Origin of the sequence: Nocardia sp. NPDC049707, from assembly GCF_040674855.1 — a bacterium.
GTDB lineage: Bacteria > Actinomycetota > Actinomycetes > Mycobacteriales > Mycobacteriaceae > Nocardia.
This window is the reverse complement of record NZ_JBFANN010000040.1, coordinates 21,109-34,766: the sequence shown is the minus strand read 5'-3', so window position 1 is coordinate 34,766 and position 13,658 is coordinate 21,109. Positions and strand designations below refer to the sequence as shown.

Annotated in this window: 15 protein-coding genes; 8 read left to right on the top strand and 7 right to left on the bottom strand. The window is 66.2% G+C overall.

What is annotated here, in order from left to right:
• Positions 1-68: 68 nt before the first annotated feature.
• Both AB0J29_RS28355 and AB0J29_RS28350 read left to right on the top strand, forming a co-directional pair.
• A complete protein-coding gene (locus AB0J29_RS28355; protein WP_364792787.1) occupies positions 69-740 on the top strand; it encodes a glycosyltransferase family 2 protein in 672 nt (223 codons plus the stop codon).
• Positions 737-1,432: a DUF2064 domain-containing protein gene (locus AB0J29_RS28350; protein WP_364792784.1), complete on the top strand. Its 696-nt coding sequence runs from the start codon at positions 737-739 to the stop codon at positions 1,430-1,432. The genes AB0J29_RS28355 and AB0J29_RS28350 overlap by 4 nt, the downstream gene beginning before the upstream one ends.
• Positions 1,433-1,587: 155 nt before the next feature.
• On the opposite strand, the gene AB0J29_RS28345 is transcribed toward AB0J29_RS28350, so the two are convergent.
• A complete protein-coding gene (locus AB0J29_RS28345; RefSeq protein WP_364792781.1) occupies positions 1,588-2,313 on the bottom strand; it encodes a maleylpyruvate isomerase family mycothiol-dependent enzyme in 726 nt (241 codons plus the stop codon).
• A 45-nt stretch (positions 2,314-2,358) separates the two neighbouring features.
• Entirely contained in the window at positions 2,359-2,751 is a 393-nt protein-coding gene (locus AB0J29_RS28340) for a RidA family protein (RefSeq protein ID WP_364792778.1), read from the bottom strand.
• On the opposite strand from AB0J29_RS28340, the gene AB0J29_RS28335 reads away from it, so the two are divergent.
• Positions 2,750-3,004 carry a hypothetical protein gene (locus tag AB0J29_RS28335; protein WP_364792775.1) on the top strand — a complete coding sequence of 85 codons (255 nt, stop codon included), beginning with the start codon at positions 2,750-2,752 and terminating at the stop codon, positions 3,002-3,004. The two genes, AB0J29_RS28340 and AB0J29_RS28335, sit on opposite strands and share 2 nt — an antisense overlap.
• A 7-nt stretch (positions 3,005-3,011) precedes the next feature.
• On the opposite strand, the gene AB0J29_RS28330 is transcribed toward AB0J29_RS28335, so the two are convergent.
• Both AB0J29_RS28330 and AB0J29_RS28325 read right to left on the bottom strand, forming a co-directional pair.
• Entirely contained in the window at positions 3,012-3,830 is an 819-nt protein-coding gene (locus AB0J29_RS28330) for an SGNH/GDSL hydrolase family protein (protein WP_364792772.1), read from the bottom strand.
• A gap of 4 nt (positions 3,831-3,834) precedes the next feature.
• The gene (locus AB0J29_RS28325) at positions 3,835-4,509 is read right to left on the bottom strand and encodes a hypothetical protein (protein WP_364792769.1); all 675 of its coding nucleotides are present in this window, start codon (positions 4,507-4,509) and stop codon (positions 3,835-3,837) included.
• Between the two features lie 70 nt (positions 4,510-4,579).
• Here AB0J29_RS28325 and AB0J29_RS28320 point away from each other — a divergent pair, with 70 nt between their 5' ends.
• Complete coding sequence (locus AB0J29_RS28320) at positions 4,580-5,074, top strand: MarR family winged helix-turn-helix transcriptional regulator (RefSeq protein WP_364792896.1); 495 nt, start codon at positions 4,580-4,582, stop codon at positions 5,072-5,074.
• A 271-nt stretch (positions 5,075-5,345) separates the two neighbouring features.
• Here AB0J29_RS28320 and AB0J29_RS28315 read toward each other — a convergent pair whose 3' ends face one another.
• Positions 5,346-6,056, bottom strand: a complete 711-nt coding sequence (locus tag AB0J29_RS28315) for a DUF998 domain-containing protein (protein ID WP_364792766.1) — start codon at positions 6,054-6,056, stop codon at positions 5,346-5,348.
• Between the two features lie 147 nt (positions 6,057-6,203).
• Between AB0J29_RS28315 and AB0J29_RS28310 the strand changes: the two genes are divergently transcribed.
• A complete protein-coding gene (locus tag AB0J29_RS28310; protein ID WP_364792763.1) occupies positions 6,204-6,332 on the top strand; it encodes a hypothetical protein in 129 nt (42 codons plus the stop codon).
• Positions 6,333-6,433: 101 nt separating this feature from the next.
• On the opposite strand, the gene AB0J29_RS28305 is transcribed toward AB0J29_RS28310, so the two are convergent.
• Together AB0J29_RS28305 and dcm are read right to left on the bottom strand one after the other, a co-directional pair.
• On the bottom strand, positions 6,434-6,856 hold the full coding sequence (locus AB0J29_RS28305; protein WP_364792760.1) for a very short patch repair endonuclease: 423 nt from the start codon (positions 6,854-6,856) through the stop codon (positions 6,434-6,436).
• Between the two features lie 13 nt (positions 6,857-6,869).
• Entirely contained in the window at positions 6,870-8,024 is a 1,155-nt protein-coding gene (dcm, locus tag AB0J29_RS28300) for a DNA (cytosine-5-)-methyltransferase (RefSeq protein ID WP_364792757.1), read from the bottom strand.
• A gap of 255 nt (positions 8,025-8,279) precedes the next feature.
• Here dcm and AB0J29_RS28295 point away from each other — a divergent pair, with 255 nt between their 5' ends.
• The 3 genes from AB0J29_RS28295 (at position 8,280) to AB0J29_RS28285 (ending at position 13,657) form a co-directional block, all read left to right on the top strand.
• The gene (locus AB0J29_RS28295; protein ID WP_364792754.1) at positions 8,280-9,530 is read left to right on the top strand and encodes a KasA/KasB family beta-ketoacyl-ACP synthase; all 1,251 of its coding nucleotides are present in this window, start codon (positions 8,280-8,282) and stop codon (positions 9,528-9,530) included.
• Positions 9,531-9,639: 109 nt separating this feature from the next.
• Complete coding sequence (fadD32, locus tag AB0J29_RS28290) at positions 9,640-11,556, top strand: long-chain-fatty-acid--AMP ligase FadD32 (protein ID WP_364792893.1); 1,917 nt, start codon at positions 9,640-9,642, stop codon at positions 11,554-11,556.
• 283 nt (positions 11,557-11,839) lie between these two features.
• Positions 11,840-13,657, top strand: coding sequence for an ABC transporter ATP-binding protein (locus tag AB0J29_RS28285; RefSeq protein ID WP_364792750.1), 1,818 nt, complete (start codon positions 11,840-11,842; stop codon positions 13,655-13,657).
• The last annotated feature ends 1 nt before the right edge of the window (position 13,658 follow it).

Genomic DNA, 13,658 nt, shown 5'->3' with positions numbered 1-13,658 from the left:
GCGGACGTCACTGTTTCGTCACCAGTTTTGCGGCCTCGATTCGGCCGGGCTGGCCTAGCGTCGACAAGGTGACCGAGACCCTCCACAACCCGGACGGCGTGACTGTGGTCATCCCGTGCCGAGACGAAGCTGAGGCGTTGCCAGGTGTGCTCGCGGCCATCCCGGCCGGCTTCCACGCGCTGGTCGTGGACAACGGTTCGACCGATGCGACGGCCGCGGTGGCCCGCCGGTGCGGCGCGGCGGTCGTCTCCGAGGCGCGACCCGGCTACGGCGCCGCCGTGCAGGCCGGGCTTGCCTCGGCCAGCACAGATGTGGTCGCCTTTCTCGATGGTGACGGATCGATGGATCCGGGCGAGTTGCCGCCGCTGGTCGCATTGGTGCGTGCGGGTGCCGATTTGGCGGTCGGACGGCGCAAGCCGGTACGTCGGGGGGTGTGGCCGTGGCATGCGCGGCTCGGCAATCTGGTCATCGCCGGGCGACTGCGTCGCCGATACGGGCTGCCCGTGCACGACATCGGTGCCATGCGGGTGGCCCGCCGAGCCGCGCTGCTCTCCCTCGGACCGCTGCATACTCGCTCCGGCTATCCACTACAGCTATTGATCGGTGCGGCGGGGGCGGGATGGCGCGTTGTCGAACGCGATATCGCGTATCGGCCACGGGCGGGCGGTGTTTCGAAGGTATCGGGATCGTGGCTCGGCACTCTGCGCGCGACCCGCGACTTCCTGGCGGTGTTGCGATGAAATCGTTCCGACCGTCGCCAGTGGCCGCGACACTGCTCGTGCTGGCCAAAGCCCCGATTGCCGGACTCGCCAAAACTCGTCTGACACCGCCGCTTTCACCGCATGAAGCGGCGCAGGTCGCCGCGGTGTCGCTGCTGGATACCTTGGAATCGATGTCGCGCAGTCCGGTCGCGCACCACATCGTCGCGTTCACCGGGGAGCTCGCGGAGGCGGAGTGCGCGGATGAAGTAGCAAGGGCGTTAACCGACTTCGAGGTCATCGCGCAGCGTGGCGCATCGTTCGGTGAGCGCTTGGCCAATGCACACGCCGACGCCGCGCGGTACGGATTGCCGGTACTGCAGATCGGTATGGATACGCCGCAGATCGGCCCGGAGGTGCTGACCTGGGCCGCCCGCGAACTCGTCTTACGCGGCGACGCACTGCTCGGCCCCGCCGACGACGGCGGCTGGTGGGCGCTCGGGCTGCCGGCACCACAGGCCGCACGAACCCTTGTCGACGTTCCCATGTCGACCGATCGAACCGGCGAACTCACTCGAGATGCCATGCAGTGCTGTGACCTTCGTGTGCGCGCGCTGCCGCACTACAACGATGTCGACACCTTCGCCGACGCACTCCAGGTTGCGCGTGCCTCCGGCGGCCGGTTCGCGCACTTGATCCAGCAGCTGCACAACGCCCTGTTGGCACATCGATGAGCGGTACCGATATCGTCGATCTCGCGCTGGCGGGCCGTGCCGCCGCATCACCCCGAGCACTCCGGCGTCCGGCAAACGGATGCTGAGTAACCCCACCGTCTTGGACCGCAACTACCTGCTCGGACTGGCAGTCGCCCTGATCCTCGTGTGAAATGTCATTTCCACGCGGGCAGCGTCGGCAGTGCGCCACTGAGCCCCGCGCCCTCCGAACGACCGAGCAGCCACGCCAGCAGGGCAGACGCGGGCCCACTGATGGTGTGGTCCGGGGATCCTCTGCCGATGGTCGTGGCGAAGCCCGTATCAATGGTTCGCACCTCGAACGCAGCCGCGGAATCAGCCTCATCGGCATACCGCTCGGTCAAGTCGGCGACAGCCCGCGGCAGCAGCCGAGCGACGAAATCCATTGGCCAGTCGCCAGGTTGGTAACCGGCCGCCAAATCGACATGATGGATCTCCACCTCTTGCAGCCGCATCCAGATGACCTCGGCCGCCGGAATGGGCCTACCCTGCCTGGTCCGAACGGTGGCCGTCCAGGCCTGCTCGGGAGTGGTCTGCGCGAGCGCCAGCCAGCGATTCGCCGCCGCTTCGTTATCGGCCAATTGCTCGGCCAGTGGCCGCGGCGCACCCGCCTCGATATCGGCATCTCGGATGAACATGCTCGCGTACTGCGGTGTTTCGATCCCGGTCCGCGCCCAGAGCAACAAATTGACCAGACTGTCGGCGTTGCGCGCGATATGCGCGAGCAGATGCCCCCGCGTCCACCCGGGCAGCAACGACGGCACAGTCACGTCATCGTCGAGCCCACGAATGGTGTCGAGCAGACGGTTCGTCGCCTCGGCGACGGTTTCGAGTTGAACGGTGGTCCCCGGCGCCTCGGTCACAAGATCGAGACTAGCGATCCGAACCCGGAACCGTCACCCGAACTGCTACACGTCGACGATTGCGTCGGCCTCGATCTCGACCAACAGCGCGGGCGTGATCAACGCCTTGATCTCGTACATGGATGCGGCCGGGCGGATATCGCCGAATACCTCGGCGTGCGCCTTCGCGACCTCGGGCCAGCGCGCGATATCGGTGACGAAGATGCGCGTCCGAACCACATCGGCCAGGCGGGCACCGGCCTCGGTGAGCGCGGTGCCGATGCGGCGCAGCGCTTCCCGGGTCTGCTCGCCGATATCGTCGCCGCCGACCGCATTGCCGCCGGGCAACGAGGCCGTGGTACCGCTGACGGCGACCGTATTGCCGACGCGCACCGCCCGCGAGTAGCCGACGATGTCCTCGAACTCCGAACCCGACGCGATATTCATCCGATCACCCATGGCGACAGCATGGCTTGATGTCCCCGCACGGCTGAAGCCGGGGGCCCGCCACCCGCCGATCGTTCCAGCAGCACGCGGCTCGGTCGAGATCGCCGTGCAGCACGCCGATCTCGGCCCCAGCCGTCCCGCAAGGCAACTAGCTGCCCATCCCGGCATCCGGTCCCCGTTCTCACTCACCCTGCGTCTCTTTGCACCGAAATTACAAGTGGCACAAGATGATTGGAAATCTTACCGCTGGAAATCGTTCGGCTGACAGTTGGTCAGTCAGCGAGGGCAGCGACGAACGAGGCGGCCACCGCCTGCTGCCCCGCCACCGAGGCGTGTACACCGTCGTCGAGCAGCAGCGGCGCCTCGCCGGCCGACACGGTGTCGTCCTCGACGTCGATGGTCCGATCCGGCAGCTCCCGCGCCAGCATCGCGACATCGGCGATATCGGCACTGGTCCAGGTGATGCCGTTGCGGCGGAAGGGCTCGTAGTCCGCGACCCGGTCCTCGTCGATGGCGGTCGGGGTCAGCCAGACCCACTGCGCGTTGGTCAGCACGAGACCCCGGTCGCGCAGCACGCGCAGATTGCGTTCCGTCTCCGGCCGGCTGACCAGGCGCTGGCCCTCCCGGCCGCCGACGCGCTGCACATCGTTGGTGCCGAGCTGGCAGAACACCCAGTCGGGGCGATTGAAGCCGAGGACGGGCAGGAGGTTCAGCGTCTGCGTGGTCGTCGCGCCGGATATCGCGAAATTGCTGAGCCGGATGCGATCGGCGGGCCGCCGCAGCTCGATCAGGTGACGCAGGATCTCGAACCATGACAGCCGGTCGGCAGTGGAACTCTCGCCGAGCGCCAGCACGTGCTGGCCGGGCTGGAGCGGCAGTGCGTCGACCGCGGCTGCGACCGCATCGTCGTCGAGGAGGGCTCGCGCGGCCTCGCGCGCCTGGTCGTCGAAGGACTGGCAGAGCTTGTCGTATTCGACGATGTCCAGTCCGAACAGCGGCGCGATGCGGTCGGAGCCGAGGCCGGGCAGGTACGGCAGCGAGCGTTCTGGACGCTGGAAGCGGACGAGTTTTTCGGTCAGCGGATTGGTCATGTCATCACTCCGTTTCGGTAGCGGGGGAATTCGAGGCGAGGAAGCCGGCGGCGATCAACCAGGCCATGCCGGTGAACCGCGCGATCGGCAGCAGGAAGGCGACCTCGGTGCGCATCAGCGTCGCGGTGGTGGCCAGCGCGACCACCGCGATGGCCAGGCCGATGCGAGGTAGCCAGGTCCGGACCGCGCGCAAGGGGAAGGCGATGCCTGCGATGAGCAGTCCGGTCGGCACCACGTTGGCCGGTCCGCCGGCCAGGAAGGCGAGCGTGTGCACCGCACGGACCAGGGCCGGATTCTCGACGGTGGCCGGCATGGTGAGGACCCAGGTCATCACGGCCGACATCAGCAGCGCCGCATTCGCGAGCACGCCGCCGATCAGCGCCAGGGTGCCGAGCTGGCGCAGCCGCAGCACCGTCAGTGCGAGGAAGAGCGAGGCCGGAATCACCGAGGCGAATTGCAGCGTCGCGCCGATACGGACGGCGTCGGCGTGGTCGGTGAAGTAGGCGAGCGCCGCCGCCGGATCGCTGAACGGCGAGGGGAAGACCGCGCCGCCCGCGACGGCGATGCTCGCGAGCAGCCCGGCCACGAACAGTCCCGCCGACACCGCCGCGAAGACACCGGGTGGACCGAAGGTGCGGCCGATGGGCGGAGATGCGGAGGCGAGGGCTTGTGTTGTCATCAATTTTCCCTTCCCTTACGTGAATCATTCATCATCGTGAACTATTCTGGGGTTGTACGATATATCGGTGATGGCATTCGAGCAAGCGGGTGGGAACCCCGCACCGCAGCGATCGGGCGGACCACAGGTCGCATTCCTCCTCGCCCAGCTCGGATCGCATGCGGCCCAGCGGTTCAGCGAGCGCATCGCCTCGCTGGGACTCACACCCCCCGACGTCGGCGTGCTGCGGATGATCGCGATGGATCCGGGCGGCAGCCAGCGCGCGCTGGCCGAGAAATTGGGTGTGGTACCGAGCCGCGTGGTCGCTCTCATCGACCGCCTCGCCGACAAGGGCCTAGTCGAACGCCGCCGCAGCACCACCGACCGGCGCAATCAGGAGCTGCATCCGACCGCGGCCGCGCGCGAGTTGATGATCAGCCTGTGGCCCGTGCTTCAGGCCCACGAGGCCGATTTCACCTCGGCCCTCACCCCCGAGGAACGCGACCAGCTGGCCGCGCTGCTGGTCCGCATCGCTGCACAGCAGGGACTCGACAATGATGTGCACCCCGGCTACCGCAGGTCCTGAGCTGCCGGGGATTCTCCCGGGTATTCGCCGACGATTACGTCGGCCTCCATCTCGACCAACAGCGCGGGCGTGATCAGCGAACCTTATCGGCCAGGCCGGCGCCCTCTCAGTGCGCGCGGTGCGGCGCTTCCCGGGTCTGCCCGCCGATATCGTCACCGTCGACGCATCGCCGCCGGGCAACGAGGTCGTAGCACACCGGCGAAATCTTCGAGGTCGATACCACCGAACTGCCGGCGAAACTCGACACCCACGCGGTCGAGATCAAAGTCGGCTAGCCCGAATCACTTTCGACCCACTCGCGGCCTTCCAGAATCACCGCGGCCGCCAACGTGATCAGCCACAGCGACATCGATGCGACCTGGATTCGCTGGGCGATTCCGAGCGCGTAATGGCCGGTCAGGTTGTCGGTGACCAACATCCACACGGTCGCCACCGACCCGATCACCAGCACCACCACACCGGTCTCGCGCAGGATCCGCCAGCGCTGATAGCGGAAGGCGGCCACGCTGAAGGCGAAGGTCGCGACGGCGATCGCGGTGACCGCGATGGTGCTGGTCAGCGCGTGCGGCTGATGCAACTGCGGGAACAATTCGCTGCCACCGCCGCCGCATTCGGAGTTGTTCTGCGGGGTGCAATCGCGCAGCGGGAGCAGTACGTCACCGATGGTCGCCGCGCCGAAACAGAACAGTGCGACCCAGCCGATGGTGGTGTATTTGCGGCGCGGAAATAAGAGCAGCCCGGCGAGCGCGGCCGGCATCAGCAAGGCGCCGACGATCTTGTCGGCGGTCGCGAACACCTCGCGATGCGGTTTGCCCTCGGCATCGAGCTCACTCAGGAACGAGTTGACCGGATCGACATCGATCTTCAGCACGAACTCCAGCAACCACGACGAGTAGCAGATTCCGGCGATCGCGATCGCCGCCGCGATGAGCGCGCAGGCCACCCGGACGTGTCGTTCGGGTAGCCTCCGGCGATCAGTCACTGGACCATTCTCCGTCTCCTCGTTGGTCCGGCGTTCAACAGTAGGTCTGTGTGTCCGGACCGACAGGTCGTTCACACCTCATTACCATCTCGAACACAGGGTTCTGTCAGGTCCGTCGGTGATGGTTGGTAGGCCTAAGGAGGTCCCATGAGCGGAATCGCAACGGAAATCGCCGGAATGCTGATGCTGATACTGATGCTGACGGTAATGGCGGTATCCGGGTACCTGGCCGCGCACGCGCCGCGCTCGCTGGTGCGGGTGCGGGAGCACCGCTAGCGATTGCTTGCAGGTCGCTCGAAAGGGTCAGCTAGCGATTGCTTGCAGGTCGCTCGAAAGGGTCAGCTAGCGATTGCTTGCAGGTCGCTCGAAAGAGTCAGCTAGCGCCGTTCGGCCAATACGGCCTGGATACGGTTCGCCGCCACGATGGGGTCCTCATGTTCCCACACGCGGATCACCAGCCAGCCCGCGGCCGCCAGTGCCGCGTCGGTAGCGCGGTCACGGGCCACATTTCCCGTCAATTTTTCTGCCCACCACTGTGCGTTGTTCTTCGGATCGGTCGCGTGCTGCGGGCACCGATGCCAGAAACATCCGTCCACGTACACCGCGACGTGCAGCCTGGGAAACACCAGATCCGCGCGCCGACGCTGCCCGCGCAAGGGTGCGCGATCGACGAAATAGCGCAATCCGCGTCGATGCAATTCCCGGCGCAGCGCGAGTTCGGGCCGGGTTCCGGTCCGCCGCTGGCGGGCCATCCGCGCACTGGTCGCGGCGTCGGTGCGTGGCCGCCGAACCGGGTTCATGACGTACCGAACCTCATGCCGCCCAGCCGCCCATGCGATCGAGATGACTCTCCACATCGGCCAGAAATCCGGGCGGGAACCGTAGATTGCCCATTCCGGTGCGCCGCAGGAACCCGGCGGTCGCGCGGGCCGAGAGCAGTCGCGAATCGGTCAGGAAATGCTGCAGATCCTCATACGGCTCGTGCACCGGCCAGGTCGAAACCGGCACCCGGTAGGCGCTACCCGCGCGGCCCCAGGCGGCGACCGGCCATGGCTGTCCCGGCGGTAGTGGTTCAGCGGCCGGAATCGGGTCCAGTGGTTCGGCCAGCCGGGAGCCGACCCAGGACGCCATCCGCACACTCACCGCATTCCCGATCAGCTTCCACCGATGCCCGTGCCGAATTCCGGGCGCCCTGGTCGCCGGTTCGGTCCAGTCGGCGTCGAAGCCCTGTAGCCGCTCACCGTCGACGATGCCGGGCGTGACGATCTCACCCGATGGCAACCGCACCGCAGGCGGACTCGCGATGCCCAGCGCCGAACCGCCCTTGAGGGTGGGGACCGCATTCACCGCCCAGCCGAGCCCGCGCACGCCCTCGGTCCAGTAGAAGCCGCACGGATCCTGTTCCGGGTCACCGAGATCGAGCGGTCCGGCATCATCGCCGAACAGCACCCGGCGCGGATCCTCGGTGCGCGAGGCCAGCATCAGCACTCGCTGACGGCGCTGTGGCAGTCCGAACGCGCGCGCGTCCACCACCCGGTATGCCCAGGTGTAGCCGAGTTCCTCCAGCGCGCTGGTGATATGCCGCATGGCGGCCCCGCGGCCCAGCTGCAGCATGAACGGCACATTCTCGATCAACACCCAGCGCGGTCCACGCTGACGGCGCACCAACCGGAACACCTGGTCCACCAGACCGGAGCGCTTGCCGGTGATGCCCGCGGTGCGTCCGGCCTGCGACAGGTCCTGGCAGGGAAATCCGGCGGCGACCAGCTCGGTGCCGGCGGGCAGGGCACGTAGCCGAGTGATGTCCCCCTGCAACGGAATTCCGGGAAAGCGCGCGGCGAGCACCGCCTGCGCACCGGGATCGATTTCGCAGAGCAACTCGGTATGCCAGCCGTGGTGGCCAAGGCCGAGCTCCAGTCCGCCGATTCCGGCGAACAGCCCGACCATCCGCCCGCCCGTCACAGTCATCCCTTCTCGCGGTTGCTCGCGGATCGCGCGGAGCCACCAGCGCTGCGTATCCGCTCAGCAGGTTACTCGAGCAGTGAATGCAACGGCCAGCGACGGCCACGGTAGTGTGTCGAGCACCAGATCCGACCGGATGCCCCCAATAATGCTCACGGTCGAGTAGCGGTTTGCTCCGTCGTTCGATGACCTTCCGGCGCTTCAGCGTCGACGCGCAGTTCCCGGTTTACCCCGAAGAGTGACGCCAGGAAAGTGAGCGAAATGCAGATTCCGTCTACCAAGAACGGGAACTATCCCAACGTTGTCGTGACCAGTCTGGCGGCGACCACTTCAATCGCGGGTGATGTCGACTCCACCTGGAGGGGGCTGCTCAACGGCGCGAGCGGTATCGATGTCCTCGACGACGGTTTCGTCGAGCAATTCGAGCTACCCGTGCGCATCGGCGGACATCTGAAGGTCAAGCCGTCGGATTGCCTCACCAGACAGGAGGCGCGCCACCTGTCCTATGTGGAGCAGATGGCCGTGGTGCTGGCCCGTGAGGTCTGGCGCAATGCGGACAGTCCGGAGGTGGACAAGAACCGCCTCGGCGTCTCCGTCGGCACCGGCCTCGGCGGCGGCGAATTCATCACGGCCGCACGCGACCGGCTGCAGAACGGCGGCTACCGCAATGTGTCGCCGCTGACCGTGCAGCGCATCATGCCCAACGGCTCGGCCGCCTGCGTCGGCATGGAACTCGGTGCGAAAGCGGGGGTGATGACACGGGTCTCGGCCTGCTCGTCGGGTTCGGAGGCCATCGCCAATGCCTGGCAGATGATCGTTATGGGTGATGCCGACATGGTGGTGACCGGCGGCGTCGAGGGCTCCATCCAGGCCGTGCCGATCGCGGCGTTCACCATGATGCGCGCCATGAGTACTCGCAACGAGGACCCGAGGGCCGCCTCGCGACCGTTCGACAAGGATCGCGACGGATTCGTCTTCGGTGAGGCCGGCGCGATGATGATCATCGAAACCGAGGAGCACGCCAAGGCGCGCGGTGCGACGATTCACGCGCGGCTGATGGGTGCCGCAATCACCTCCGACGCCTTCCATTTGGTCGCGCCGGATCTCGACGGCAAGGGCGCCGCGCGAGCGATGACGAGGGCCATCCAGAAGGCAGGGATCACCAAAAGCGATGTCGGCCACGTCAATGCGCACGCGACCGCGACCCCGGTCGGCGATACCGCCGAGGCACTGGCCATCAACGCCGCCGTGGGTGATCATGTTTCGGTCTATGCGCCGAAATCCGCACTTGGCCACTCGATCGGCGCGGTCGGCGCTCTCGAATCGGTGCTGACGGTGCTCTCGGTGCGCGAAAGCATCGTTCCGCCGACGCTGAATCTGGACAATCAGGATCCGGAAATCGAGCTCGACGTGGTCAAGGGCCGCGCCCGACCCGGACGAATCGACTACGCCGTGAACAACTCCTTCGGTTTCGGTGGACATAACGTCGCGATCGCCTTCGGGCGGTACTGAGCAAGTCGGGAAGGCGCACCTGCTAGCCTTCCCGACGTTTCGTTATCGACCTGTGTTCGGTGTAATCGCATGGCCTGAGTGCCTGCGTTGGCAAAAGGATAAGGCGATGATCGACGAGACCTTCGACGACTATTTAGACGATCAGGGCAATATCAAAATCCGTGGCGATAGGACCCTGATCGACTTCGTCGACAAGCACAGCGCGGAGAACGGCGACGGCCTCGCCTACCGCTACATCGACTACTCGCGCGAGCGCGACGGCGAGTACATCGAATTGACCTGGCACGAATTCGGCGTGCGGCTGCGTGCCGTCGCGGCCAGGCTGCAGCAGGTGACCCGGCAGGGTGAGCGGGTGGCGGTGTTGGCCCCGCAGGGGCTGGACTACGTCGTCTCGATCTTCGCGGCAATCTATGCGGGCAATATCGCGGTCCCGCTGTTCGATCCGGACGAGCAGGGCCACACCGATCGCCTGCACGCGGTGCTCAATGACTGCACGCCATCGGCGATTCTGACTGTCGGTTCGGCTGCGGCGGGGGTGCGGAACTTTTTCCGGCACCTCCCGGCGGCGCAGCGTCCGCGCATTATTGCCGTGGACGCGATTCCGGACAGCGTCGGCACGACCTGGGTGCGACCGGACATCAATATCGACAGCGTCGCCTATCTGCAGTACACCTCGGGTTCCACGAGGATCCCGGCCGGTGTCGAGATCACCCACCGTGCGGTCGGCACCAACCTGCTGCAGATGATCGATGCCATTGGGGTGCAAGAGAATTCGCGCGGCGTCACCTGGCTGCCGCTGTTCCACGACATGGGTCTGCTTTCCGTGATCCTGCCGACCGTCGGCGGCGGGTTCATCACGATCATGTCGCCGAATGCGTTCGTGCGGCGGCCGTATCGCTGGATCAAGGAATTGGCCGCGGCCTCCGATGGCGCCGGAACCTTCGCGGCCGCACCGAATTTCGCGTACGAGCATGCCGCCGACCGGGGTAAGCCGAAAGACGGTGAGGAACTGGATCTTTCGAATGTGATCGGGTTGATCAACGGCAGCGAGCCGGTTTCGGTGTCGTCGATGCAGAAATTCAACGAGGCGTTCGCGCCCTACGGTCTGTCCAGGACCGCGCTGAAGCCCTGCTATGGCATGGCGGAGGCGACGCTGTTCGTCTCCGCGACCAAGGCCGAGGACGAGGCGAAAGTCGTCTATGTCGATCGCAAAGAGCTCAATGCGGGTCGGATGGTGGAAGTGCCGAAGGGCACAGAGAATTCGATCGCGCAGGTTTCCTGTGGCTATGTGGCGCTATCGCAATGGGCGGTGATCGTCGATCCGGAAACCGGCATCGAACGCGGTGACGGCGAGGTCGGCGAAATTTGGCTACACGGCGACAATATGGGTATCGGCTATTGGGACCGGCCGGACGAAACCGCCGCGACCTTCCACAACACAGTGACGCGGCGCGTGCCGGAGGGCAGTCACGCACAGGGCACCGATCCGGACGCGAAGTGGATGCGCACCGGTGATTTCGGCGTCTACCTGGACGGCGAGTTGTATATCACCGGCCGGGTAAAGGATCTGGTGATCGTCGACGGGCGCAACCACTATCCGCAGGACCTGGAAATCTCGGCGCAGGAATCCAGCGCCGCGCTGCGACCCGGATTCATCGCGGCATTCTCGGTGCCCGCGAATCAATTGCCCCAATCGGTATTCGAACAGGGCAGCCGTTCCGGACTCACCTTCGATGCCGATGACACCTCGGAGCAATTGGTCATCGTGGCAGAGCGTGGCACCGGTGCGGCGAAGCTGGATCCGGAGCCGATCGCCGATATCGTGCGGGCCGCGATCGCACAGCGCCACGGTGTCGCGGTGCGCGATCTGCTGCTGGTTCCGGCGGGTTCGATTCCGCGCACGTCCAGCGGCAAGATCGCTCGACGCGCCTGCCGCGCCGCGTATTCGGAGGGCACCCTGCGCGGCGGCTATCAGCAGCAAGACTTCCCGGACGTGCCGGTGGAGCAGGCACATTCGACCGTCTGAGCTGGGGTTATCGTCGGTACAATGCAAGCGGCGGCCATCGGCGCCCGGGATCCGGGCGCCGATGTCGTGTGCGGTCGGTGAGTCTGTGTCCCTGGCGCGGCTCCGGGGTGTTGCCGGGGGTTCTTGACCTCGAGGTTACTCGAGGTTGTTGGCTGTGGACGTGGCGAAAAATCGGTTGGCCGATCCCGGAACCGATGCCACGCTGAAATGTCGGACCCCGGTGCGAACATCACTGGGAACCGTTCGCGACACAGCCGAGCTACGCCGATCACGAGGGGGAGCTTTGTCACTCACGCTCGATACGCCGTCGGCCGACACGGAGGTCGAGAGACCGGAGCGGCCCGCCGCGGCGCCGGTCCGCCTGCATTCGCTCCGTCGGTTCTGGCCGTATCTGCGGCCGCATCGGGCCGCGCTGCTCGGCGCGACAACGTTCGCGGTGCTCGCCACCCTGACGGCGATCACGATTCCGCTGGTCATCGCGCGGATTATCGACGGCCCGATCCAACGGCGCGATTTCGGCGGCGTCGTACTCCCGGTGCTGCTGGTGTTGTCGCTCGGTCTGCTGGAGGCATGGGGAGTATGGGGTCGGCGGTGGCTGATCTCGAAGCCCGCGGCCCAGTTCGAGATCGATATGCGCGCCAAGATCTTCCGCAAGTTGCAGACGCTCTCGATCGGGCGTCATGATGCCTGGGAATCCGGCCAGTTGCTCTCGCGCGCGGTCGACGATATGGGCACCATGAAGCGGTTTGTCGCCTTCGCCGGGCCGCTCCTGATCATCCATTTCATCGTGATCCCGATCGGTTTGGTGGTGCTGTTCGCGCTGAGCTGGCAGATCGGGCTGACCTTCGCGGTCATCGCCATCCCGCTGTCCTACATCTGCCTGCGGTTCGAGCGGCGCTACAGCGTGGCTTCACGGCGCTCGCAGGATCAGGCCGGCGACCTGGCCACCACCGCTGAGGAGTCCGCGCAGGGTATCCGGGTGCTCAAGGCCTTCGGTCGCGGCGCGTTCTTCGGCGGGCGGTTCACCGCGCAGTCGCGGGAATTGCAGCAGACCGAACTGCTCAAGGTACGGCTGGATGCCACGCTCTGGTCGGCAATGGTGTGCCTGCCGAAGCTGGCCATCGCCTTCGCGCTCGGCTACGGCGGTTACGCGGTCGCGCACGACATGATGACGCTCGGCACCTTGGTCGCATGCATCACGCTGGCGACCTTCTTGCAGTGGCCGATCATCTGGACCGGCTTCCTGCTCGCCGAGTGGAACGACGCGCGCACGGCGGCGGACCGGTTCTGGGAGATCATCGACACCCCGGTCGAAATCACCGATCCCGCGGATCCAGTGGCACTGCCGGAGCAGGTCCGCGGTGAACTGACCATGCATGGAGTGCGTTTCGCCTTTCCGGACGCGAAGGGTGAAGTACTGCGGGATATTTCACTGAAGGTGCGACCAGGTGAGACGGTTGCGCTGGTCGGCGCGACCGGTAGCGGAAAGACCGCGCTGCTCAACCTGATTCCGCGGCTCTACGACGTGACCGAGGGCGCGATCACCATCGACGGCATAGATATCGCATCGATGCGGGTGTCCGATCTGCGTTCGCTGGTCTCGGTGGCATTCGAGGAGCCGGTGCTGTTCTCGGCGAGTGTGCGGGAAAACGTCGCGCTCGGCGATCCGGAGGCCACCGACGACGATGTGCGGCGCGCGTTGGACGTCGCTCAGGCCACCGATTTCGTGCACGATCTGCCGTGGGGACTGGATACCCGAATCGGCGAGCAGGGGCTGAGCCTGTCCGGTGGTCAGCGTCAGCGGCTGGCCCTGGCCCGCGCGGTACTCGCGCGCGAAAGTGCAGGGGAGCGGACTCGGATCATGGTGCTCGACGATCCGCTGTCCGCACTCGATGTGGAAACCGAGGAGCGCGTACAGGAGCGGCTGCGCACGGTGCTGGCCGGAGCCACCACATTGCTGGTGGCGCACCGACCTTCGACCGCGGCACTGGCCGACCGCGTTGCGCTGCTCGCCGAGGGCCGGATCGTCGCCGAGGGCGCCCACGATCAACTACTCGAAACCAGCAGTCGCTACCGCGAACTGATGGGGGGTGAATCATGAC